General features: G+C 49.7%; 17 protein-coding genes. 7 read left to right on the forward strand and 10 right to left on the reverse strand.

All coding sequences use genetic code 11. The features are described 5' to 3' along the window. Window positions 1-108 precede the first annotated feature (108 nt). Both DX130_RS15125 and DX130_RS15130 read left to right on the forward strand, forming a co-directional pair. The gene (locus DX130_RS15125) at window positions 109-717 is read left to right on the forward strand and encodes a TetR/AcrR family transcriptional regulator (protein WP_116046732.1); all 609 of its coding nucleotides are present in this window, start codon (window positions 109-111) and stop codon (window positions 715-717) included. Beyond that, complete coding sequence (locus DX130_RS15130) at window positions 707-1,921, forward strand: Acg family FMN-binding oxidoreductase (RefSeq protein ID WP_165861300.1); 1,215 nt, start codon at window positions 707-709, stop codon at window positions 1,919-1,921. The genes DX130_RS15125 and DX130_RS15130 overlap by 11 nt, the downstream gene beginning before the upstream one ends. Before the next feature lie 184 nt (window positions 1,922-2,105). Here the strand turns inward: DX130_RS15130 and DX130_RS15135 are convergent, their stop codons facing one another. The 6 genes from DX130_RS15135 to wsfD all read right to left on the reverse strand — a co-directional run bounded on the left by DX130_RS15135 (window position 2,106) and on the right by wsfD (window position 9,290). Continuing rightward, on the reverse strand, window positions 2,106-3,251 hold the full coding sequence (locus DX130_RS15135; RefSeq protein ID WP_116046735.1) for a Ger(x)C family spore germination protein: 1,146 nt from the start codon (window positions 3,249-3,251) through the stop codon (window positions 2,106-2,108). After that, window positions 3,248-4,720: a spore germination protein gene (locus DX130_RS15140; RefSeq protein ID WP_116046737.1), complete on the reverse strand. Its 1,473-nt coding sequence runs from the start codon at window positions 4,718-4,720 to the stop codon at window positions 3,248-3,250. The genes DX130_RS15135 and DX130_RS15140 overlap by 4 nt, the downstream gene beginning before the upstream one ends. Continuing rightward, window positions 4,717-5,838: a GerAB/ArcD/ProY family transporter gene (locus tag DX130_RS15145; protein WP_240644523.1), complete on the reverse strand. Its 1,122-nt coding sequence runs from the start codon at window positions 5,836-5,838 to the stop codon at window positions 4,717-4,719. The genes DX130_RS15140 and DX130_RS15145 overlap by 4 nt, the downstream gene beginning before the upstream one ends. A 208-nt stretch (window positions 5,839-6,046) precedes the next feature. Next, window positions 6,047-6,670 (reverse strand): hypothetical protein, encoded by a 624-nt coding sequence (locus DX130_RS15150; RefSeq protein WP_116046741.1) that lies wholly within the window; start codon window positions 6,668-6,670, stop codon window positions 6,047-6,049. Between the two features lie 141 nt (window positions 6,671-6,811). Next, on the reverse strand, window positions 6,812-7,771 hold the full coding sequence (locus tag DX130_RS15155) for an alpha/beta fold hydrolase (RefSeq protein ID WP_116046742.1): 960 nt from the start codon (window positions 7,769-7,771) through the stop codon (window positions 6,812-6,814). Window positions 7,772-7,871: 100 nt separating this feature from the next. Next, entirely contained in the window at window positions 7,872-9,290 is a 1,419-nt protein-coding gene (gene wsfD / locus DX130_RS15160; RefSeq protein WP_116046744.1) for a glycan biosynthesis hexose transferase WsfD, read from the reverse strand. 112 nt (window positions 9,291-9,402) lie between these two features. Here wsfD and DX130_RS15165 point away from each other — a divergent pair, with 112 nt between their 5' ends. Then, on the forward strand, window positions 9,403-10,248 hold the full coding sequence (locus DX130_RS15165) for an ROK family protein (RefSeq protein WP_116046746.1): 846 nt from the start codon (window positions 9,403-9,405) through the stop codon (window positions 10,246-10,248). Window positions 10,249-10,327: 79 nt separating this feature from the next. Here DX130_RS15165 and DX130_RS15170 read toward each other — a convergent pair whose 3' ends face one another. From DX130_RS15170 to DX130_RS15185, 4 genes are all read right to left on the reverse strand, one after another. Beyond that, window positions 10,328-11,011, reverse strand: a complete 684-nt coding sequence (locus DX130_RS15170) for a PspA/IM30 family protein (protein WP_116047232.1) — start codon at window positions 11,009-11,011, stop codon at window positions 10,328-10,330. An 88-nt stretch (window positions 11,012-11,099) separates the two neighbouring features. Then, window positions 11,100-12,434 (reverse strand): ABC transporter substrate-binding protein, encoded by a 1,335-nt coding sequence (locus tag DX130_RS15175; protein WP_116046747.1) that lies wholly within the window; start codon window positions 12,432-12,434, stop codon window positions 11,100-11,102. Further along, on the reverse strand, window positions 12,431-15,085 hold the full coding sequence (locus tag DX130_RS15180; protein WP_116046749.1) for a putative bifunctional diguanylate cyclase/phosphodiesterase: 2,655 nt from the start codon (window positions 15,083-15,085) through the stop codon (window positions 12,431-12,433). Before DX130_RS15180 ends, DX130_RS15175 begins: the two co-directional genes overlap by 4 nt. 1,858 nt (window positions 15,086-16,943) lie before the next feature. Then, a complete protein-coding gene (locus DX130_RS15185) occupies window positions 16,944-18,680 on the reverse strand; it encodes an ABC transporter ATP-binding protein (RefSeq protein ID WP_240644524.1) in 1,737 nt (578 codons plus the stop codon). A 211-nt stretch (window positions 18,681-18,891) separates the two neighbouring features. Here DX130_RS15185 and DX130_RS15190 point away from each other — a divergent pair, with 211 nt between their 5' ends. From DX130_RS15190 to DX130_RS15205, 4 genes are all read left to right on the forward strand, one after another. Continuing rightward, on the forward strand, window positions 18,892-20,334 hold the full coding sequence (locus DX130_RS15190; RefSeq protein WP_420818523.1) for an ABC transporter permease: 1,443 nt from the start codon (window positions 18,892-18,894) through the stop codon (window positions 20,332-20,334). Window positions 20,335-20,348: 14 nt separating this feature from the next. Continuing rightward, entirely contained in the window at window positions 20,349-21,857 is a 1,509-nt protein-coding gene (locus tag DX130_RS15195; RefSeq protein ID WP_116046752.1) for an ABC transporter permease, read from the forward strand. Between the two features lie 131 nt (window positions 21,858-21,988). Continuing rightward, entirely contained in the window at window positions 21,989-23,818 is a 1,830-nt protein-coding gene (locus DX130_RS15200) for an ABC transporter substrate-binding protein (RefSeq protein ID WP_116046754.1), read from the forward strand. A 100-nt stretch (window positions 23,819-23,918) separates the two neighbouring features. Next, window positions 23,919-24,371 (forward strand): hypothetical protein, encoded by a 453-nt coding sequence (locus DX130_RS15205; RefSeq protein ID WP_116046756.1) that lies wholly within the window; start codon window positions 23,919-23,921, stop codon window positions 24,369-24,371. Window positions 24,372-24,386 lie beyond the last annotated feature (15 nt).

Here is a 24,386-nt window from a genome sequence, read left to right on the forward strand (position 1 = left end):
TCGAATCCGATAGGCGGCCCTTATCTCTGTTTCGACTTGCATGAGCAGCCGGAATGGGATACACTACTTATAAAATTAGAGTAATTACTCTAAATCATGAGGTGAACCATGAGCCAGACCAAAGAACGTATTTTGCACACAGCGACTGAGCTATTCAATGCAAGCGGGACTGGCCCCGTATCGACGAATCATATCGCAGATGCCGCAGGCATTAGTCCTGGCAATCTCTATTACCACTATCCCAATAAAGCAGCCATTATCCGGTCCATCATGGAGGCGATGTATACGGATTGGGATGCCGTCTGGGAATTGCCTTCCGATCGGGAAGCAAGCTTAGCCGATCTGCACATCAAACTGCATGACAACTTCAAGCTGCTGTGGCACTATCGCTTCTTCTACCGTGAAGCGATCGCCTTATTCCAGCAAGATGAGGAACTAAAAAATCGGCATATCGCCATGACAAAGCAGCGGTTCCTCGATCAAGGCGCTTTTGCCAAGCGATTCATCGCCTCTGGCGTGCTTCACTCTTTCCGCGATGATGCCCATATCGAAGAAACGTTAACCGTCTGCTGGATGATCGCCATGAATTGGCTGTCTTTCTTGGAGATGAACGGTATGGAAGTTACAGAACAGCAATTTGCCAAGGGCGTCTCGCTTATTGAGAGATTGCTTGAACCCCATTTCACACTCGAAAAAGGAGATCATAATGATGGATAACTTAGAAGCTAAAACTCAGTCTCCTATTTCCAGACGGACCTTTCTTAAAGCCGCTCTTGCTGGAGCCGTATTAGTCTCCGGCGGTACCGTATGGAAGGCTATTGATCAAGGTGTTTTCTCTGCCGGCAAAGGTCCCGCCTATGAAGCATGGAGAGATTGGGATGCCGCCATGGACGCCGCCCCTCATCCTATGCCGCTAATCAGAGCCGCCATTCTGGCAGCCAATGCGCATAATTCACAGCCATGGCTATTCCGGGTCACCGATGACACAATTGATCTATACGCAGATATCTCAAGAAATTTAGGCTCTATGGATCCTCTGCTTCGAGAGATGCATATTAGCTTGGGCTGCGCCGTGGAAAATCTGACTCTAGCCGCGCAAGCAAATGGTTACAAGCCTGAAGTGATATTGATGTCCGGGGAGCATGAGCAAATTCATGTCGCCAGAATCGTCTTAACCCCCGGGGAGAAACAAATAACCGAGCTATACCAGGCCATCCCGTTCAGACATACAGATCGCTCCGCCTTCCATAGCAAGAAGGAACTGCCGCCGAGCCTCTACGCTTCCTTGCAAGAGCAAATTCAGGAGGGGGACAACGTTGCGTTTGTCTGGCTGCAGGATGAGCCGTTAAGAACAGCTATGGGCGAGATGATCGTCCGTGCCACTGAGGCCATCATCTCGGATGCCGAACAATCCAGAGACAGTCATCGGTGGTACCGTCATGACCGTGAAGTGCTTCATGCCATGAAGGACGGCACAACACTGGATGCAACCGGCAGTCCTGTGCTTACGCGGGCAATCGGCAAGCTGTTCCCGGTCTCCGAAGCGACCTCCAACCAATATTGGCTGAAATCGACACGAGATACGCAAGTGCCGACAGCGGGCGCATTCGGGGGCCTACTTGTCCAAAGCCGCGATCGCGCGAGTCTGATGAGGGTTGGTCAAGTCTTTCAACGCATGCACCTGTGGGCTGCGGCTAATGGCTGGGCGATTCAGCCGATGAATCAGCCCAATGAACGGATGGACCGAGAGCAAGCCTCGAAGCTCACTCCACACTTCAGAGAAGCGATGGAGAAGCTCATAGAGCGTCCGACTTGGCATCAGGTGTTCACATTCCGTATCGGGTATCCCGCGAACCATGCGATGCCAAGTCCTCGCCGCCCTGCCGAAGAAGTACTTTGGAAGAGCATTACACATAACTAGGGTGTGTCTGAGAACGCTGAGGGCAGCAAATTTTGCCGAATTTCTGTTCCATGCAAGGCGCGTTTGTGAAGGCGTACCGGGGGTACGTCAAGCAAACGGAACGAAGCAGGGGGCGGAAAGGCGGTGAAAGGTGCCACTGAACGGGTTTTCAGACACGCCCTAGACGCAATTCTCATTGCCGCCGTTACGGCTTGGTCCCTTTGTACTTTCCAGTCGTTTGCAGGTGTACATGAACATCGATGTTTTTAATGGAATGCTTGTCCAAAAAGTAAGGCGTACCCGTGCTGATTTGGCGAAACACTTTTGGTTTGGATCGATACAGTATCTGACCCAGCTGAAAAGGATCGCTTCTAATGTGAAGACCATTCCGATAGGTCAATTCGATCTCCTCGCGAATGTCTTCTTTGGCATACTCAGTCAACGTCAACAGATCGGTATCTTGCACCATTTCCATCACATATCCGTCTGTATCTACCCGGATATCGAATCGGGCCTGCCCGTTCTCCAAGGAGGGACGAATACGCATCTTGGGATGCTCTAGCATGATCGTTGCAACAGCCTTTCCCTCCCTGTCTACCTCTATTGGTGTTCGCTCTAATCGGGGATCGGCCCATCTAATGCCGGTCAGTTGTTCAGTAGACAACCAGCCGAACATCTTCATGTCACGGAAGAAATAAGCGCCGGAGATCATGAACATCGGCTTGGCTTTCTTATCTTCCGTCCAATCCACTGTGTCGAAGTCAATAGAAGGCATGTACCCCGGTTCTCCCTCTTCATTCAAATAAGCAATAATCTGATTGCCGGTTACCGGAAGTACGATGGATTGCACGGAGCTCATCTGCGATGCGGTGAACATCGCGGTGTCCAAGGGTGACATATTCAGAATGGATTTTTGCGTAAAAATATCTTTGATCGACCGTCTGGTGCCATAGACGAGCACATTGTAACGGACTTCTCTGTAACGGTTAATGGTTCCGTATATGTTATTAACGCCCATTTTAAGCGCATTTTCCGACATGACGACTACTTTCACATGTCCCCAGAACATCCGCAGCTGGGCTGTTCTTCCGACATCTGTCAGGGCAAGGGACAATGTATCTCCCTTGCCCTCGCCTACCCATACCGGGAAGCTTTTGCCCAGCGCAATCTCTTCCGTTCTCGCAACGGTGGCAAAGTTGAGAATCTGTGCATAAGCAATCCACTTGCCATCCTTATAGTCAACGCCGATCGCCGTTGCATAAGCCATGTTTTGAATTTCCGGCATTCGGCCGCATCCTCCGACAAGCAAGCAGACAAGAATAAGAATGCCCATCTGCCTGATCCGCATCATCCCCCTCCTCCTTTTTGCTTGTCAGAATCAATGGTATGCAGGGCACTCGGCCGTTTCTTCATCAGACGATAAGGCAGACGAAGGAAGGAGGCTGCCAATTCCTTCACATTCAGAGGAGAGAGCGGCGACAGATACGGCATGCCGAAGGAGCGTAAGCTTGCCATATAGCTGATGAGCAGTACCATGCCTAGTATTACCCCGTACATGCCGAGCAGCGCTGACAAAAGGAAGAAGAAAAATCTCATAATGCTGACTTGCGTGCTCAGCGTCTGATTGACCAGCGTTACGCCAGAGACAGCGGTAATGGCGCCAACCACTACGACAGAAGGCGATACCATCCCCGCCCGAATGGCAGCATCGCCGATAATCAAACCTCCGATCGACGTCAAGGTCTGGCCGATGGAGCTGGGCAGCCTAACGCCAGCCTCACGGAATATCTCCAGCAGCGTTAATAGCAGAAACATCTCCATATGCGATGACAACGGCAATCCGAGCCGTGATACCGAGATCGTGGCCATCATACGGAACGGGATTTGATCCTGATGGAAGGACATCAGCGCTACCCATATCGCAGGAAGAAAGATAGAGAGAAACAGACTGATTCCGCGGATGATTCTAGCAAATGACACATACGTGTAATTGAAGTGAGCATCTTCCGGTGATTTCAAGATAAGCGATAAGCCAGCAGGCGCCATCAATACCATAGGCAGCCCATCCACAATCAAGACCGCCCTGCCGGACAGCAGACTATTGACTGCAAAATCCGGACGACCTGTAAAATCCATCGTCGGAAGGAGCTTAAAGCTTGAATCCGTCATCAGCTCTTCAAGCTGGCTTATGCTCATGATGCTATCGACATCAATGCTGTTCAGTTGCTTCCGCATTTCTTGCACAATAGACGGATTAATGATATCTATGAAATAAAGCAGCCCAATCCGTGTACGCGATCTTCTGCCCAGCACCAGCTCCTCTACTTGCAGCGACTGGGACCTAAGCCGCTTCCGGATTAGCGCAATATTTACCGTTATATCTTCTACAAAGCCGTCTCTCGGTCCCTTCACCGATATCTCTGTACTGGATTCGTACGGTTGCCTTGTCGGCTTATCGGCTATGCTCAAGCTGCCTATTATTCCGGTTTCCACAAACAACAGAAGCAAGTCTCCCTCGAACAATGACTCCGACAGCGCATCAACCGAATAGTCCTGCAGCTCTTGGATAGGCAGCGTACTGGATAAGCGCTCGACGGAATTCTCGAACGTACCCTGCTTCGCATAGAGCCGGTTAAGCTCCGGAAGAACAAATTGCCCAATATCACTTGACCGGGTCAATCCCTCTGCATAAGCCATAACGACACGTGAACTCCCATCACCATAACTGCAAGCTTGGAACATCACATCGGCTGAACCTTTGAACAATACCCTCAAGCTCTCTTCGGTCCATGCCGTTTCGTCCCCATTCTTATGGTTCATGTCGCTTCCTCCCTTTTGGCCGTTCCCGCAATTAAAGCTACAATCATCCAGATGAACGATAACGCCAGCAGTACCGTCAACGATATGGGCATATAATACTTGTACATCCATATGTAAAAGGAATACTCATTCACCTTCACTTGAGTCAGTATCGTATAGCTCAACATGATCACAATAATCGCCCAGTACTTTCCTTTCTTCCGTTTAAACTGAAGAAGCTCCACTAGCAGAAAGACGGAGAGGCTAATGCGTATACTCGCTCCCGACAGCCATTGGAAGATAGACAGAAAGTCCAGATGCTCGATAAATTGGCCGGCCTGAACGAGCCGCCACTGTTCGTAAGGCGACGTCATCTGATGCGATGCTTCCACTGGGCCAAATTCCGTTATGGCGCCAATAATAGGTCCTAGCGTAATCATGATTGAAAATATACCGTACAGCAGCAGCTGCCATAGCTTGATTTTCGATTTCAAATGATGTTGGAGCACAATGAGCGCCAGCAGCTCCACATACCCGGCCCCCGCATAAACCATCCCATCCACAACCGGCTGCATGCCGTGCTCCAGAATAGGACGCAGCAAAGCATAATCCTTATGGGGTCCATTCAAGGCGCTCACGAATATACCAAGACCAGCCACAATCGGAAGAAGAACTCCTGAGACAATTGCAATAACTCTGATGCCCCATAGCACAATTGCGGAACAAAACAAAATGAGGCAGCTTACCATCAACAGCTTGGGCGTATAGGGCAAATAATTGGTAATATGCCATGTTGCCGTATGAATGACGGTCATCCCGCCAATCAAGTACATCTGAATGATGATTGGAATAACGAGCAGCCACGCCACAAACGGCGACACTCGACTGGACAGCCACGACTTCCAGTGCTGCTGTCCAGAGCGCTTCATAATGACATATAGAAGCAGCATCCAGATCAGGAATACGCCACCCGATACAAGTGCCGTTATCCAGGAATCTCTGCCGGAGGCATCCAGAATCATCGGATTCACAATGACATGGCTTGCAAGGCCGTTCATTAAGGAAAACATCATAAAAACTTGCGAAAAATTGATTTTGTCGCCGCCGTTCTTCATGACCCGCTCCCCTCTTAACCTCATACGCTTCCATCCTTGACACCCCTTATTTATGCCCCTGCCCAAAATTTTCTATGCCAAAATAATGAAGAAAGCTGCCCATCTCGAGGCAGCTTTACGATCTGGTGTATGAGGAGCCGCGTCAGCCTACAAGTCTCAACGCAAAAGAACCCTCGATGCATGCGATGATGCGCCAAGGGTTTACTTTTCTTCTGCTCAAGTCCATATGTAATTACATTACAAGATTAGCGAATACGCCTGCCAAAATCACATACAGAGTAATCGAAACAACCAAATACGAAGCCGTACGCTCTTTGCTGATGCCGCTGACTTCCAACCCGCCCTGCAGTGAAAGCGCAAGAGTGGACAACAACGTAATCGCCAGCACGATCATCGATAGTGTAAAGTGGAACGACAAAATGCCGGCGAGCAGAAATCCCGCTCCAGTTATGTACTGAATACCGCCCATTCGAATCACGAACAGTTTCCAAGCCGGCTGTACGCCGCTTCTCCACCATCCAGCCAGCCATAGAGCTGCGAGCAACGCAACGAGCGACAATAAGCCAAGCAGGAACATACGGCTGAAAATCGCAAAGGAAAGGGAACTCGGTGCAAATAACTTGCCGAAAGGCATTGCGTTGTAGAACAGTCCTGTAATTTTACTTCCCAGAATCATAACCCAAACCAGATATCCGACAAATGATGCCGCTAGTCCCAATGCTCCGTATATCCATTCTTTCGTTGTCAGTTGCAGACTCTCAAGCGGGTTTTTGAGCAGCGTTAACAGCTTGTTGCGTTCCACATTTTTGAGAGAGTCTGTCACTTCGTTAAAGGCGTGATTGCTTTTCGGTTCCATGTCCATCCTCCTAGTCGTGATTTGGCACTATTGTATCGCATCGCTCTCCCATTCGTATATTAAAATTTTCAATATTTTCACAATTTCTGACAACATTCCTTATCAACAAGTTTGATTATTCTGTAATCGGATCCCAGAAAGCTATTCTGGCCAGCCTTCTTTTATATACAGCAGCTCTAATACCGCTTCCGTTACAGCTTGCGGTCGATAGATTTGTATGGAGTGCCAGCTGTCCTCTACGATCGTGTGCTTTACCCTGTTCGATAAGAATAGAAGCGGCTGTTGATCCTGCTTCCATTCCTCGCTTTGTTTGCCGGCAGTCAATACCAGGACAGGGGTACCGGAATGGATCGGCTCCGCCCGCTCAAGTTCCATGGCGCTTTGCTCCATATGCAGAAACTCCTCATAAGCCGCTTGATACGCGTGATTCCGCAACCCTGCCGATACAACCATCGCTTGCAGATGAGCCGGAAGCCCATTATGGCCAACATGCTTCCTCAGCAGGCGCGGAATGCCAAGCGGAGATAGCCGATATCCCCATTTGTACATGCGTTCCCTCGACTTTCTCACTACTGCCCTGGACTCTGATTGGTCCGCCGAGAGAAAGCGACACTCATGCGCGGCGTCGACTAGGACGATGCCGAGCACATCAGCCGGATAGCGTGACGCGAACATACGCATAATCATTCCTCCGAACGAATGACCGACCAGCAAGTATGGCGGCTTCAATTGGAGCGCTTCGAGAAGACGCTTCAAGTCATCGACGTAGGCATCGCATGTCGGCTTCCCCAGCGGCTGCATGCTCCAGCCAAAGCCTGCCCGATCATAAGACAGCACCGTGGAATGTCGAGACAGCTCTTGTTGAACCAGTGACCAGCCGATCGAGCAGCCGCCCATGCCGGCCTCCAGAATAACGGTAGGCCCTCCCTCGCCTGTAACATGGGCATGAAGCTGTCGCGAGCCAATGTCCACTAATTTGCCTGTCGGCTTGTTAGTGCGGAGAGAGCGCCAGGATGCCGCCGCTTGGAACAGCGTTAGCGGGAGCAGAATCGTAGCAAGAACAGAGCGTATCCATCTATCTTTGTGAGCAATAAGAGTCATCTTCTATCAACACCCCTATCCCAGTAGAATGATCGTATGATCTTCTTCATCGTAGGGGAAAAACCATTTTCAAAAAAGTGTTAATTGGTTTCGCAAAGTTTCATATTTTCCTCAGCGAGCTAATTTGGTAGACAACCCAGACCACTCCGGTCACGATCATCATGTCGAAGATCGCATTGAACAGGAATAGATGCTTGCCCATATCGGCTTGTCCGTCTCCGACAATCGGGATCAGGAAACTGAAAACGCCCGTCAGCCCCAGCAACATAAACAATTCGACTGCCGCACGCCGCGTTCTGTCCGCACTCCTGGTCCATTCCCATGCCGCCGCCGCGAAATAAGCTAGACAGACAACAGCAATGAACCAAAGCTGATTAGGTAGAGCCCCTTTCTTGAACTCGCTCCAGCCGCTGTATTGGAACGACAGCGCACCTGCCGGCTTTCCTTCGCTCTTCTCGAAATTGCCCAAATAGTAAGGGCGAATCATCAGACCGTTCTGGGCAGCATATTCCATGTTCTCGATCAGCCTGCCGGGATGCTTGAGATAGAACCACAAAACATCGGCATGCGAAATACGATCATAGAAGTCCGCCTTCAAAGAGGGATCGTTCTGCTTGATAGCCGTATCCGATTGAAAATAATTCGTGCCCGCCAGCACGGACAAATGAGCCGGCAGCCCCAGCTCCTTTAAATCTCCCTCAATGTCGGGAGAATCCTTCAACACGCCGAAAAATACGGTTTGATACATATTAATATTTTTGAAGTCCTTGGGAGCAGCAATGTACATTGCTCCCGAGAGAATAAGCGTAAGCACGGACAAGGAGAGGCCCAGATTGCGCCACGACTTCTCTCGCTTGAGCGTAGCGTATCGCAGACCAAGCAGCGCAAAGCCGACACCGACTGGTGCGTTCTGCGTCTTGGAGCATACCAGCAGCAGGGCCGATACAAAAAACAATACCAGCACAGCTCGCGAAGGTTCCGATTGCCGCGTCAGCATCAATCCGAATGCCATCGTCAGCAGCAGGAATACAAGCGATGTCGGCTCGCCGTACAGCGAGTTGAAATAAGCCAGATAGGCGATATCGAAAAAGACAAACAAAATGAGCGCAGCCAGCACAATTCCTGTAAGAGCGGACTTGGTTTTATTAAATTTGATCAGCAAATAACTTGCTGTGATGAGCAAGAAGGCATATATGGCGCCCAGCACCCGAACATCAAACGCTTCTCCATTGAACAGCTTGGCTATTCCTCTAGCCAAGGCGACCAATATCAGCTGTGACGTCAAATAAAATCCGCGAAAAAATTCATCATAAGCGAAATTTGCATGAGCAAAGCGGAAAAAACGATCCTCATACGTTTCGCTGGCATCATAATAATTTAATCCGATAGATCCCATAATGCGAAGAAAGTCACCATTGTCTGCGACACCAACAAATGTCCTCGCGAACAAAAGTACGATAACCGCTACGATAGCGGCGAGCAGAAAAACTCGCTCGATGGATAGCCATTTTTTAAACATAATCACCAATCCTATTACAAGTATGTAGAACAAATTGCCAATTATAACTTATATATGGTAGCATGTTATTCGAACGATTTCTAGCTACGTACGTTTAGGAGGAGTTATAAGAATGAATCCTTATGTAGGCATCGAGATTGACGGGGACCATATGGTCCTGCTTGCAGACACGCCGGAAGGCTTACTGAAACATTCAGTCCCAACAGGAAAAGACTGCGAGCTTGCACATTTGCAGCGGGAAGTTGAGCTTTTTGTCCAGCGTTTGCCCTATACGCCGAAGGGAATCGGCATGGGTATGCCCGGGCTTGTAGCTGGTCATGACAAGGTAGAGCTGAGCCATGTCGTACCTGCACTGAACGGCGTCACTGCCGGACAATTCTCTACCGCAGCGAACCTGCCGGTCGCCTTCATCAATGATGTGAAAGCGGCTACTTTGGCAGAGGCGGCCCATCACGCGGACCGCGATACCGTCATCGTCGTTATGATTGACACGTTTATGGCATCAGGGGTCGTCGTACAAGGTAATCTATTGCGGGGGGCCAAGGGCTGGAGCGGCGAATTCGGCTACATGGTGATGTCGGTTGACGGTGAGCCGAAATTACTGGATCTGCTCGCAAGCGGCTATGCCATTACGAGCCAGACCGGTGTGGACAGCGCAACCATCCGTCAATTGCTGAAACAAAATGATGCCAATGCCTTGGAAACGGTGCGGAAAGCTGGAACCTATCTAGGCTATGCGCTGACAAACCTGATTCATCTGTATAACCCGGACGTGCTCGTTATCGGCGGAAGCACGCCTGCGTACAGGGGGTACATGGAAGCTGCCCAGTCTGCACTAGAAGCCCAGGCGCTTCCCGAACTGCTGAAGTGCTGCTCCATTGAAGCACCAAGAGTAAAGAGCCATTCCATGGCTTACGGCGCAAGGGAATGGATACAGAAACTCGAATCCGCTACATAAGAACTTATACCTCATTCTTTGAATAACCAAAAAGCCCGGCATACGCCGGGCTTTACTATTTCAATCTACGCATGTGTGACTAGGACTTCTGTCCCTCAAGCTCCGCTTTAAGCGCCGCAAGCTCGTCGTCGATTTCGGTATGCTTGGCATCCTTCTCGAGCTGATCGAACTTATCGTCAATGGATTTGCCTTCATTGGCAAGCTCGTAAGCTGCGTCTGCCTGATCATGCATTTGCTTGATCTTCTCTTCCATGCGAGTGAACGTCGCACCCAGGTTGTCTACGCCGACGCCGCTCATCGTCTTGTTGATGCGCTCTTGCGCTTTAGCCGCTTCGGCTTGGGCAATGAGTGAGCTGCGCTGCGTCTTCATCTCCTGAACCTTCGTCTTCATTTCCTTCAGCTGCGCACGAAGCTTATCCGCCGTCGCTTTCGCACGGTCATAGTTCGCTTGAAGCGTGTCGCGCTTGTCCGCATGGCGCTTCTTGTCTGCCAGCGCTTCGCGTGCGAGCGACTCGTTGCTGCTTGCAAGTGCTTGACGAGCCTGCTGATCACGCTTGCCTACAATCTCGGTCGCTTCCTGAAGCTCACGCTCGAAACGCTTCTCCACAGCAATCTGCGAAGTGACGGCAGCCGTTACCTTCTCAATATCTTCATCCAGCTCACGCAGCACCTGATCAATCATTTTCACCGGATCTTCCATCTTGTCGATTGCCGCATTGACATTCGCCTTGCCTACTCTGAACAGACGTTGAAAAATACTCATGTCTCTGGCCTCCCCATTCGATACAATGTATACATAGTTATACGCTTCTGCCAGCAATTTGGTTTCATTCGCCATTATATTACCTGTGTCAACGAAGCTCAACCTCTTTCTTTTTTTGTTCTGCCAAATATGCTTTTAAAATGTTGATTTCTTTTCCAAGCGCTCCTCTAATCTCTTTCTCCGCATCTTTAATGATAGCGTCTGCCGTTCGCTCGCGTTCAATACCTTGATTGATCACCTTGGACCATATCGCTTTGGCTTGCACATCGATAGGAGTCGGCATCATCTCCTCCATCTGCTTGGCAAGCGTTTCATTCAAGCTATACAAATTTTGTCCGCCAAAAAAGTCGTTTTTGCGCTCCAAGCGTTCCGCCTTTCCTCTCGCCGGATAATAGGACGGTACACTGTTGCTCTTGATCGCCCTCATGCTCCACTCCGTTACACAAAACTCGATAAAGGTATAGGCCCACCGCTTGTTCTTCGCAGCAGTAGGAAGCATGAAGCTTGAGCTGTTGACCCAGCCGTACAGATCAAATGGCAGACGCGTCTGCCTCCACAGCCCGGCAGTCTCCGGGGCCCATAGCTCGATTTGGCCTGCTCCCCATGTCCCCATGTATAACATTGCGACCTTTCCTTTTCTGATCGCTTGCGAACCGAACTGCGTCCATATGTCCGAGGATGAAAGAAGCCCTTCATCATACACGGTCTTGGCAATATCAATTGCCGTCCTCGACGCATCCGTATTTCTTCCGAGCTCCATATTATCGACGAACATCGGTTGAGTGCTGTCGAATAATTGAATAACATCCATCGGCCAGGTTGTAATATAACTGTTGCTTTCCTTCAGAGCCCGCGCTATATTGAGCCAATTCTTCGGATCCTCCATAAACACGCCAAGCTCCTCCGGCTCTGATGGGAAGCCGTGCTCCTCCAAGATGTCGGCGCGATAATAAGTAACCATTGGCGAACTGCCGGATGGAAGTCCGATCAAAGCGCTCCGGTCAAACGATAGATTGCTGCTCCATAGACTCTCGCTGAAATCGTCCTGGTATTGGCCTGCACCGTAATCAAGCAAATTTTCCAAACCCGCGATCGCGCTGAACTGTCCGAAGTGCTCGCTGTCGGCTATCATAACGTCCGGTGATTTCCCTTCCGCCATCGCTTGCTGATAAGCGTTTACATAAGCATCGTTCGAAAAGGTCTCCACATGCACCGTCACATTGGGATGCTTGATCTGGAAGGCCTCGACTATAGGCTCCCAACCTCCATAGTAGGACCAGAACTCAAGCTCTACCGGGTCCTTCGACATTTGAACAGGCGTCGCTCTCAGGTTATCCTCCTCATGACTCGGAGCGATTGCGGCCTGATCACAAGCTGTTAGCGCAATTAATATAGCAAGAATAATCATTCGTACGTTTCTCATGCTTCCGCCCCTCGTCTTTGAAAAGGTAAGCTGCGCATTTCGTTTCGGATGTAACGCTCGAATTGCTCGCTGCGAAGCGGCTTGCTGAAATAATAGCCCTGCAATTCATCGCAATGCAGTCCTGCGAAGAAAACTCTTTCCTCCTCTGTCTCAATCCCCTCTGCAACTACTCTCAGCCCCATGCTGTGTGCCAGCTCGATCACCGCTCGTACGACAGAGGACTTGCGCACATCATGCTCAGCGTCCTTAATAAAGGTCCGATCCAGCTTTACGATGGAGACCGGAAGGCGCTGAAGCTGACTGAGCGACGAATATCCTGTTCCGAAATCGTCGATAGAGATTTGAATGCCGAGCTGCTGCAGCTCGGTCAGCATATCAATAACACTCTCCATCTGACGGATAAAGACGCTCTCCGTAATCTCGATCACGACCATATGAGGATCGATTCGCGTATCTTTCAATATCTCGACAATTCCCTCTACCAGATTCCGTTGGTCAAAGTGCTTTGCCGACAAGTTAATGGACACCGGAAGCAACGGAAATCCGCGCTCCTGCCATTTCTTCGCTTGCCTGCAGGCTTCCCTGAACACCCACATGTCAATATCCAGAATCAGTCCCGAGGCTTCAGCCAGCGGAATAAATCTGTATGGAGGGATAAGTCCAAGCTCATGATGCTCCCAGCGCACAAGCGCCTCGAATCCAATCGTTGCCCCCGTACCCGGACAGACCTTAGGTTGATACATCAGGAAAAATTGTTTATTCTCAAGCGCTCGGCGCATCCCGTTCTCCAGATGCATCTTGTCATTCATCGATTGCTCCATCTCATGGTCGAAGAAGTGATAGCTGCTCCTGCCCTGCTCTTTGGCTTTGTACATCGCCATATCCGCCTTCTTCACAATATCATCGATGGTAGAGCCGTTCTCCGGATACAGGCTAATACCGACGCTGGTCGTCGTATAGATGACCGATTCATTCAACTCAAATGGCAGGTTAAAACAAGCGCAAATGCGTTCAGCAAACTCAACAGGCGACGCAGAATTCAGATAATGAAGCACGAATACAAATTCATCTCCGCCCAGTCTGAACACATGACAATTCTCCTCCGCGATATCGGTGAACCGCATCGCCACCGCTTGTAGAAGAACATCGCCAGTCGCATGCCCGAGCGAATCGTTAATCTGCTTGAATCGATTCAAGTCGACGAACATGACAGCGAATTTCTGGTCGCTGTGTCCGGAATCGGCCAACATAGCCTCCAGCGTCTGCTGGAAGTGATGACGGTTCGGCAAACCGGTCAAATTATCAAAGTAGGCCATCACATGGAGCTGCTCTTCTGAGTTGCGCAATTGCTGATTCATTCGCTCTGCGTCCTGCAGCATTAGCGATAGGTTGAGGGACATATCCTTGAAATTGTGGACTAGCGAGTCGATCTCCAATATTCCGCTATTAGGCCACTCCAGCGGTACGCCCGTCGTCAGCTTGATAGGCAGATTTGTCGTAGAGCCGGCTAGCTGCCGCAGGCCGCGGCTAAGCCAGCGATTAATTCCGTATGCCAATATCCCCGCCACAAGAACGCTCCCTAGCGTATAGAGCAGATGATAGATGTATTCCAAAAAAATCTGTTCCTTGAACGTCTCTACCGGTACGCTTACGGCAATCAAGATCGGCATGTTCTCCATCTGGAGTCGATAGACGTAATTCGCGTCTCGCCATTGCTCGGTAGGCATAAGCATAATACTCTGCTGCTGCGGCATCTCGATCCCGAAGTTCTCGGCGATCGGTTGAAGGGCAACGACTTTCTGACGATCAGCCTCCCTCTTCAGCGATGTCGTCGCCATCAGATTCTCGCTTTCGCCCTTCATCGTAATATCGAACAGCTTTTGAGACGTATGCCGATTAATGATTTCATTTAAATATCCAATCTGAATTACGTTATGAAGACGGACTCCGAGTATATCCTCGTCACTCCATTGGATGAGCTCGTCGGATATGCTGGATGCGGTATTGCTGACAGTCTGGAGTGTAGAGTTCGTAGAGGAGTGGTATGAATTCCAGCCGCTAATGATCATAATGACCAGAAATGGCAAAGCAACGATGGTAATGGACAAGTGAAACAGCGCACGACTAAAGGGGATCGGCTTATGCTTGTCCACATCCAGATTAAGCCATCTGCGCAGCGGAAGATAATCGACCAGAATTTCTGATATTAACGCATTGAACATGCCGTTGGCGGCCGTAACGGCCAATAGGAGAATAAATTCGGTCGTAGAGAACGGGCCGGACAGGTAGCAGCCCAGCAAGGTAAGCGGCGTGCCCATGATGATCCAGAAGGCTATGCCAGGCACCAGGACGGGAACCTGCTTCCTGCGCTGCCAGATCCCGATCCAGCAAGCTTCGAGCAGGAAGATAACCATATATAGAGGAGAATTGAACAAAAGCACAGCAGCGCTGTACGTGACGACTCCCGCGGTCAGGCCAATACGAAGACCGAAGAGCCGAATGAGCAGGAGAAGCATAATATTCGTAAATGTAAACGTGATTCCATAGATCAGTTGAAGCTGCTCCGAGGCGCTGATCAGTGCCATTATGACAATACATGCAATAAACAGCGTGCTGCGTCTGGTACGGGAGCTGTCTATATGTCTCAACATGTGAACACGACCCTTTCAAACCGAATCCTGCACTAGCCTAATAGCATTTGAGACTTCTCTCCCAAATCATACCATAAGTCGCTAGACTAGACACGGGTTATGTTCATCATCAATAGGGATATTTTTCTATTATTTCATGTTTTGGGGTTTCTCGCGAATAATGACTTACGACTTGCTAGACTTGCGCAGTCGGCGGTCATTATATAGAACAGTCCCAGCTCGTCGGTTAGCTGGAACTTAGAGTGTGTTAAAGTGCGATTGGACTCCTCGCACTTTATGTTTATGTGATGAATTGGATTTAGGCAGCCATCAGGGAAATTGGTTTGATTGGTTTGATGCGTCTCAGAATTAAGCTGGTCTGGGAGCTAAAGTTATGGGTCTGGTTTTTTGTCATTTGATTTAAAAAAGAATGAGTTCCTCATCATGCTGAAGTCGTTGAGCGTGCTCAATGCGTACTCGGAGCATACTTGGAGCGTCCTACCATGGGAGTAAGACGTTGATGGGAGTTAAGTCGTTCTGTGCGACTTGGAGTGTGCGAGGAGAGACATACATAGACATTAAGGCGTTGAAACCGACCTAAATCGCACTCGGAGCGTCCTTCAAGGGCATTAAGGCGTTGAAACCGACTTAGAGCGCACTTGGAACGTCCTACCATGAGATTAAGACGTTGAAACCGACCTAAATCGCACTCGGAGCGTCCTTCAAGGGCATTAAGGCGCTGAAACCGACTTAGAGCACACTCCGAGCGTACTACCATGAGAGTAAGACGTTGAAAACGACCTAAATCGCACTCGGAGCGTCCTTCAAGGGCATAAAGGCGTTGAAATCGACTTAGAGCGCACTTGGAACGTCCTACCATGAGAGTAAGACGTTGAAACCGACCTAAATCGCACTCGGAGCGTCCTTCAAGAGCATTAAGGCGTTGAAACCGACTTAGAGCGCACTCCGAGCGTACTACCATGAGAGTAAGACGTTGAAACCGACCTAAATCGCACTCGGAGCGTCCTTCAAGGGCATTAAGGCGTTGAAACCGACTTAGAGCGCACTCCGAGCGTACTACCATGAGAGTAAGACGTTGAAACCGACTAAAAAGTCTGCAAACAGGCTCATGAATACACGACAGCCATATCGGCGTCAGTGGCAGTAGCAATCTCCAGACAACTTTCAGCCCAAAGAGAGGCAGTTTCAGCTCCCCCTCAGGTTGTTGCGTGTTGGGACTTTTACAACACGCTGAGTTATAAATCGACCGCGCTCTTAAAACCGTTCATTGTTTTGGCGTGCAAGGCTGATAGTGAAGTTAGCGTTTCTCACTAACTCTATTTTGGAATTTCTGCCCCCTGGCGCGATTAGTGTTGTGTGGCGAAGCTAATGCGCCTTTTGGAGCGATTCCGAGCATTTAACGTTTCTCAGCAACACTAAATTAGCATTTTCCACCTTTTGGCGCGATTAGTGTTGTGTGGCCAAGCTAATTCGCCTTTTGGAGCGAGTCCGAGCATTTAACGTTTCTCAGCAACACTAAATTAGCATTTTCCACCTTTTGGCGCGATTAGTGTTGTGTGGCGAAGCTAATTTGCCTATTGGAGCGATTCCGAGCATTTAGCGTTTCTCAGCAACTCTAATTTCGGATTTCTGTCCCTCTGGACTATTTTCGCGTTTCCACCCTTTTGACGCAATTAGTTGTGCGTGGCACTCTAATATCACCTTTGAGACTGTCCTCTAGATGGTGGGTCGCACTCTAATATCACCTTTTAAGATTGTCCTCTAGATGGTGGGTCGCACTCTAATATCACCTTTTAAGACTGTCCTCTAGATGGTGGGTCGCACTCTAATATCACCTTTTAAGACTGTCCTCTGAATGTTAGCCGTTGGCGACAGCTACCCAATGTCCCTTTTTCACTTCCACGAATTCGGAACGCTCCAGCCCGTATGGATCGGCCTTGGACGCTTCGGCATTCAGGATCAGCTTTTTCTTCGACTCCACTTTCGGGTCCGGTACAGGAATCGCGGAAAGCAGCGATTTGGTGTACTCATGCATCGGATTAGCATACAGCTCTTCGCTCTCGGCCAGCTCCACGATTTTGCCCCGATACATCACCGCAACCCGATCGCTGATATGCTTTACCATCGACAGGTCATGCGCAATGAACAAATACGTTAGTCCCAGGCGCTGCTGAAGCTCCTCCAGAAGCTTCACAATCTGGGCCTGAATTGACACGTCCAGTGCCGACAGCGGTTCGTCGCAAATAATGAATTCAGGCTCGACAGCCAGTGTCCTCGCAATGCCGATCCGCTGGCGCTGGCCGCCGGAGAATTCATGCGGATATCGTAGCGCATGGGAGGCGTTCAGACCGACCATCTCGAGCAGCTCTTCCACCCGCTTCTGTCTCTGCGCCTTGCCCATGGACATCCCATGCACGTCCAGCGCTTCTCCAATAATGTCGATAATGCGAAGCCTTGGATTAAGCGAGGCATATGGGTCCTGGAAGATGATGCCCATATGACGCCTCATCTTCTTCATCTCGCTGCGGTTCAATTGCTGAAGCGGAATACCGCGGAAGAGCACCTCTCCGCCTGTCGCTTCATGGAGCCTCAGAATCGTCCTGCCGGTAGTCGACTTGCCGCTGCCGGATTCGCCTACGACGCCAAGCGTCTCTCCTGCCTGAATATCAAAGCTGATATTGTTGACCGCCTTGACGATCTGCCCTTTGCCCAGGTCAAAATGCTGCTTCAGCGACCGGACCTGCAACAGAGGTACGTCGTCCTCCTCGCGGATGAAGCTTGGCGCCGGCTTCAGCTTCTTCTTCTCATCCAGCCTCGGCAGAGCATTAAGCAACCGTAGCGTATAAGGATGCTGCGGATTCGAGAAGATCTCCTCCGTAGTGCCCGTCTCGACAATTTCGCCTTCCTTCATGACAACGACTCGGTCGCACATACTCGCTACTACGCCGAGGTCATGCGTGATCAATATAATGGATGTGCCAAGCTGTTTCTGGATATCCTTCATTTGTTGAAGAATTTGGGCTTGTATCGTCACATCCAGCGAAGTGGTGGGCTCATCGGCAATCAAGAGGGCTGGTCTGCAGGCCAAAGCGATGGCAATCATAACCCGCTGGCGCATGCCGCCCGAAAACTCATGCGGATATTGATAGTAACGAGCTTCAGGATTTGTAATGCCCACCAGCTTCAGCATCTCGATCGCTTCCTTGCGCGCTTCCGACTTGCCCAGCTTGCGGTGTTTGATCAAGCTTTCCTCAATTTGATTGCCAATCCGCATGGTCGGATTAAGTGAGGACATCGGGTCCTGAAAGATCATGCCGATATCCCTGCCGCGGATGGCTTCCATCTCTGCATCGGTTTTGTCGGCCAGATTCTGTCCCTTAAAGTAGACCTCTCCACCCTTGACAATAGAAGGAGGAGACGGCAACAGACGCATAATGGTACGGGCGGTCACGCTTTTTCCGCTTCCGGACTCGCCTACGATACCAAGCGTTTCTCCCTCTTTTACATCGAAGCTAACCTTGCGGACAGCCTCTACCTCTTTATCTCGCGAATAAAAGGAAACAGATAAATCATTCACTTTTAATAATATATTCATGTTGTCACCCGCATTGTTATGATTTTCCATTCGAATAAATGGTTTCGATCATCGTTATTCTTCTCTATTGCTTATTATATAATGTATAATATAGATTGTGTATTTACCAATAATAAGGATGTTGACTTTTTGAATTCCTTAAAATAAAATCTACTATATTGATCGGAATAATGCAATTAAAAAATGCTGGAATGAAAAGGGGCGGACTTGCTTGATAGGGCACGCTACTACAACGGATAACGGCATGGCTGAACGAATAGCCTCCGTATATCGCAAAATGTTATTACATCCAACCTATAGGCTGCTCTTATTGCTTGCTGGAGCGCCCGTGACCGCCATCGTATACATCTTCTATCAATATCGCAGATCCGCCCAAGGATACCGCGGCGTGATGGATCATGAAAGAAGTGAGCTGCTGCAATCAGGATTCCGAGACCGGCTTCTGTCGGAGGCGAGGGACCAGCTCCGAAGGAAACATCGCTTCTTCGGCAACTCAGTCAGCGAGAAGCATCAGGAAGCAGAGGCAGCAAAAATAGCCGACCTAAAATTCGATATTCGCTTGAAGGAACGTCTGGAAGAACGATTAAGCGGCGAGAAAGGGATGCAATATTCCTTCGGCGATACGTATCAGCGACTGGCTCAGCAGCCTCTCTTCTTCGCTTTGTCGCTGATCATCGGTTTCCCGATGTATCTGATTATGGCGGTATACGCCAACCCTTATATGAAATACATTGCGGAACGCTTGGTCATGGCGATCTTTGTTATTTTCGGCGTCGCCTTTGTCGTCTTCACCATCTTGTACATTTCGCCGATGAATCCGGCCACCAACATACTGGGTGAGACGGCGACCGCTGAGCAGATCGCGGCTTTCAATCATTTGTACGGACTCGATCAGCCCTATCTCAACCAATTATGGAATACGATTAAGGGCATACTAACGTTCGATCTGGGCAAGTCGTTCGCAGGCAATGAGCTTGTATCTAATGCCATCTCGAACAAATTCCCGGTGACACTGACGCTGACCGTCATATCGACCTTGATTGCAGTGCTGATTGCATTGCCTATCGGCATCATATCGGCTACGCGGCCCAATTCGTTTTTCGATTATACGTTTATGTTCATTGCCTTGCTCGGTTTGTCTATTCCGAACTTTTGGCAAGGTCTAATCTTCATTTTGAATTTCTCAATCAAGCTTCCTTGGTTCCCTGCAACCTACAATCCCGCTAACTGGATGTCAGCCATTATGCCGATTGTCGTGCTTGGTACAGGACTCACCGCCGCTGTTGCACGGATGACCAGATCCTCTACGCTGGAGGTCATCCACGAAGACTACATTACAACGGCGAAAGCGAAAGGCCTTGCTCGCAGGCATGTGCTGTGGAAGCACGCAGTCGGCAATGCCTTGATACCGATTATTACAGTCATTGGCCTGCAATTCGGCGCCATGCTCGGCGGCGCTGCGGTTACGGAGAAAGTGTTCAACATTAGCGGTATCGGAAGCTATATTGTAGACAAACAATTTATTCCCGACATTCCGGCCATTATGGGCGGCGTCGTCTACACTGCGATCACGATATCGATCGTCAATGTCATTGTCGATCTTCTGTACGCCTTCTTCGATCCTAGAATACGGTCCAAGATGAAACAATACTAAAGCAGGTGCTACCCGTGACAAATTCATCGATCACCAAGCAAGAAATACGCTTCAGGCTGAAGTCCAGCTCGGAATACGGCCAGTCCAGCTTCGCTGGCATTGTGTCCCTGTTCCTAGCTATCGTATTTCTGCTGAACAGCTATTCGCCTGCCGAAGGCAGCTTCAAGCCAGCTGTACTTACGGTAAGCATCGTCTATTTCTTCTTTACGCTGCTTCAGTTCGCGGCCTGGTATCTGATCCGCAAAAACTTGATGGAGACTGGCGAGATCAAGCGCTCTACAAGAGCTCTTGGCTATGTACTGATGCTCAGCCTTCTGTCTGCGAATGTATTCGTAGCGACTACCGCCTTCCAACTAGTCAAACGGAAGAAGAGCGCCTCTTATACGCTTGCAGTCTATATGCTCATTACCACACTGCTCGTATTCGCGGTATCTGCGCTAAATGTATTCAAGCCTTATGTAGCGGATAACTTCCTGCTGGGCATGTTCTTGTTAATTCTATCAGCGGTCATCCAATTGATCGGCTTGCTGCTCGTTGCGAAGTATGATGATCGTAAAGTACTTCCCGGGTGGCTCGGACTTATCGCATTTTTATTAGTTCTGACATCCGTATCAGGCAATCTGTTCGCACTTGGCCTAGGTCTTCTGATCTTCTCCAAGCTCCGGGACAAGGACTATACATCCGGCTCCAAGCTGGGAGATGTAATCGAGAAGCTGTCCAGAAGCTCGACTTCCATGCTTGGACTTATGTTCATCCTGTTCTTGCTTACGATATCCATTACCAGTTATCTAACGTTTGATTACAACATGGCGGTTGAGAACAATTACAGCAGTATCCTTCAGTCGCCAAACTTGGCACAGCCGCTGGGTACAGATAATTTCGGAAGAGACCTGTTCTCGCGTATCGTCTTTGGCGCACGGATATCGTTGATCGTCGGCTTGCTGTCCACACTCATTCCCGTCATTATTGGCGGAGGGCTGGGTGCAATATCCGGATACTACGGCAAACAGACGGACAACGTGATCATGCGCGCGCTTGATATCCTTTATGCGATTCCTGGCTTTCTACTGGCTATCGCTATTATCGCAGCTTTTGGCGCCAGCACTGTTAATCTGATCATTGCGCTTAGTGTAGGCGCAATACCGACCTATGCTCGGACGATGAGAGCGAATGTCATGCTCGTATCCACATTGGAATATGTGCAGGCAGCACGCGCCTTCGGTTCCAGTGACCGTATCATTCTGTTCAAACACATCGTGCCAAATTCGATCGCTCCTATGATCGTCAAATCCACGCTTACGATCGGTACGGCAGTCATCTCGACTAGCAGCCTTAGCTACCTCGGTCTCGGCGTAGAGCCGCATATTCCGGAATGGGGCAACATCTTGAAGCTGGGCAGCGCTTATCTGGAGACGCATGCTTTTACCGCCATTTATCCGGGGCTTGCTATTATTGCGCTTGTGCTTTCGTTCAACTTCCTTGGAGACGGCTTGCGCGACGCGCTGGACCCTAAGCTCGATTAGAGCGGGGATGCCTTAACTTTTCGTAACCTCATTCATATTCCATCGACTTCTACGTTTCGATACCAGGACCGGACGATGAATGAATGTGAGTTAACATACACCATTTTTATATATTGCAGGAGGGGAATACCATGAAGAAAAAAGGCAAATTTGCCTTGTTGCTGCTGCTTAGCCTTATGATTGTACTTAGCGGTTGCACCTTGTCCACCAAGAACGACGGGAAAGAGTCTCCAAGTCCCACTGACGGAGCGCCTGTAGTAGACGGCACGCCGGTCACGATCGAACTGCTCGGTATGAGCGCGAATGAAGCGGATCTGAACATCGTCCGCGACCAACTGACGAAAAACGGCTTTAACGTCAAGCTGAACATGCAAGCTGATTATGGCAGCTTCAAAGCTCAACAAGACGCAGGCAATTACGACGTTGCCCTGTCCGGTTGGACAACCGTTACCGGCAACCCTGACTACGCAGTTCGCTCCCTGTTCAAAACAGGCGGCGACTACAGCATTTTAGCGGATTCCGAGATCGACGCGCTGATCGAAAAAGCTTCGACCCAGACACCTGAGGAGTTCCAAGCGACCTACAAGGAGTTCGATCAGAAGCTGGTATTCGACAAAGCTTATATCGCTCCGCTTTACAGCTCGCTTAAAGCACAAGCTTTGAACCAAGATGTACTGAATCTGGATTCCGTGCGCATCTCGAAATCGCGTTCGCTTCCTTGGGAAGCTGTAGACTTCAAAGACACTTCGAAGCGTACAACCGAATCTCTGGTGCTGCAATCGATAACGCCAACACTAACGTCGCTTGACCCGATCAAAGGCAACGACGGCTCCATCAACATCATCAACACGAACATGTATGTTCGTCTGCTTAACTTGACGGATGACGACAAAATCACGTCGGAAGGCTCCCTGTCTTACAACCATGCCATTGCCGACGGCAATTCCGACTACTACTTCATTCTGCGCGACGATATTAACTTCGCTCAGATTAAAGACAAAAAAGCTGTCGATACAGGCGAGCGCGTAGGCTCGGACGACGTGATCTTCGCTCTGAACCGTGCGAAGGACAAAAACTCCGTACCGGATCACCGTACGTACACGTTGCATGAGCACATCAAAAACGTTGAAGTTGTAACGGATATCGCAGCTCTTGAAGGCGTGAACGTATCCGGCGGCAGCGACAACGTAAAAGCCGCTCTGGAGAAGGGTCTTCCAACGAAGATCTCCCAGCTCGTAGGCGACAAAAATCAAGCAAACACCAAAGACGGCAAATATCAGGTTGTGAAACTGACGACGACTGTTCCGTTCCCTCAGGTTCTGAACTATCTGGCTCACCAATCTGCTGGTATCGTATCCAAAAAGCAAGTAGAAAGCATCAATACCTATGACGTTGAAAAGTTCGACGTGAACAAGGACATTCCTTACGGCGACCAAAACACGGTAACCGAAGGCAGCCAGTACAACAATACGCTGTACACAAGCGGCCCTTACATTCTGTCGCACAAAAACGATTACGAAGCGATCTTCCTGAAAAACCCGGCTTACATGCCTGGCACCGACCATGAGCCGAATATCAGCAACATTAAAGTCCGGTTCATCAAAGACGCAGACAGCTCTCTAGCTGCTCTCCGCAGCGGAGAGATTCATCTGTACTACGGCATTAGCGAGACGAAATTCGACGTTGTGAAAGGCGACAGCAAGCTGGCGCTTCAAACATTGCCAAGCAACGCAGTGTCGTACCTGCTGTTCAACACGAAGAACCGTCCAGTAGCAGACAGTGTCGACTTGAGAAAAGCTGTTCTCTACTCCATCAACCAAGACGAGTTCCTGGCGTACTACGGCGGCAACAAGTTCAAAGCTGTATCCACGCTTAGCACGCTCGTTAACACGGGACTTGAATTGAAAGCTGATTCGGCTAAAGTGAAGGAACATCTGAACGCATACAAAACAAGCAAATAAAAGGCAAGCGAACTGAAAGAGACTGAGGCCGACATCGCTGATGGCGGGGAGGTCTCTTTCTCCTATAGCCTGACAAATGAAATAAAGGAGCGATAGAGTAATGGGAATTGGAACGGAATCGGAAGTGAAATTGTCTCAATGGGACGCCCTTTCGCTTGAATCGCTGAAAGCGCAAGGCTGGTCTGACGAAGATTTGATTAGCCGCGTTCATGGGGGCCATCTGCCGAAGGATGAAAGCAAATTCAAATTCGATTACGCTGGATTGATTGCTTTGGCGGCTGAACAGGCTGACTTCTTCGCTCAAGCGGTTCGTGAAGGCTACCAGATCAAATACAATACTATTCGCGGCATTCATAGCTGGATCTTGATCGTATTCGGCCAAGAAGCTGAGCTGGTACTGGAGTCTGGCGCCGAAGCGGTCATCTCCTCCTTATCGACGGAAGAAGCACATCGCCTGGAATCGGTTCTCTCCTTTGGCTGGACGCTGAACCTGCAAGAAGAATCTGCAGCCAACGGCAAACACACCTACAAGGTAGTTCCGGCTCAAAGCTAACGACTCTTAAGTATA

Origin of the sequence: Paenibacillus paeoniae (assembly GCF_003388735.1) — a bacterium.
Taxonomy (GTDB): domain Bacteria; phylum Bacillota; class Bacilli; order Paenibacillales; family Paenibacillaceae; genus Pristimantibacillus; species Pristimantibacillus paeoniae.

What these genes read in the sequence shown, in the direction of transcription:
- DX130_RS15125 (WP_116046732.1), top strand. Translation starts at nt 109, where the DNA reads ATGAGCCAGACCAAAGAACGTATTTTGCACACAGCGACTGAGCTATTC.
- DX130_RS15130 (WP_165861300.1), top strand. Translation starts at nt 707, where the DNA reads ATGATGGATAACTTAGAAGCTAAAACTCAGTCTCCTATTTCCAGACGG.
- DX130_RS15135 (WP_116046735.1), bottom strand. Translation starts at nt 3,251, where the DNA reads ATGATGCGGATCAGGCAGATGGGCATTCTTATTCTTGTCTGCTTGCTT.
- DX130_RS15140 (WP_116046737.1), bottom strand. Translation starts at nt 4,720, where the DNA reads ATGAACCATAAGAATGGGGACGAAACGGCATGGACCGAAGAGAGCTTG.
- DX130_RS15145 (WP_240644523.1), bottom strand. Translation starts at nt 5,838, where the DNA reads ATGAGGTTAAGAGGGGAGCGGGTCATGAAGAACGGCGGCGACAAAATC.
- DX130_RS15150 (WP_116046741.1), bottom strand. Translation starts at nt 6,670, where the DNA reads ATGGAACCGAAAAGCAATCACGCCTTTAACGAAGTGACAGACTCTCTC.
- DX130_RS15155 (WP_116046742.1), bottom strand. Translation starts at nt 7,771, where the DNA reads ATGACTCTTATTGCTCACAAAGATAGATGGATACGCTCTGTTCTTGCT.
- wsfD (WP_116046744.1), bottom strand. Translation starts at nt 9,290, where the DNA reads ATGTTTAAAAAATGGCTATCCATCGAGCGAGTTTTTCTGCTCGCCGCT.
- DX130_RS15165 (WP_116046746.1), top strand. Translation starts at nt 9,403, where the DNA reads ATGAATCCTTATGTAGGCATCGAGATTGACGGGGACCATATGGTCCTG.
- DX130_RS15170 (WP_116047232.1), bottom strand. Translation starts at nt 11,011, where the DNA reads ATGAGTATTTTTCAACGTCTGTTCAGAGTAGGCAAGGCGAATGTCAAT.
- DX130_RS15175 (WP_116046747.1), bottom strand. Translation starts at nt 12,434, where the DNA reads ATGAGAAACGTACGAATGATTATTCTTGCTATATTAATTGCGCTAACA.
- DX130_RS15180 (WP_116046749.1), bottom strand. Translation starts at nt 15,085, where the DNA reads ATGTTGAGACATATAGACAGCTCCCGTACCAGACGCAGCACGCTGTTT.
- DX130_RS15185 (WP_240644524.1), bottom strand. Translation starts at nt 18,680, where the DNA reads ATGAATATATTATTAAAAGTGAATGATTTATCTGTTTCCTTTTATTCG.
- DX130_RS15200 (WP_116046754.1), top strand. Translation starts at nt 21,989, where the DNA reads ATGAAGAAAAAAGGCAAATTTGCCTTGTTGCTGCTGCTTAGCCTTATG.
- DX130_RS15205 (WP_116046756.1), top strand. Translation starts at nt 23,919, where the DNA reads ATGGGAATTGGAACGGAATCGGAAGTGAAATTGTCTCAATGGGACGCC.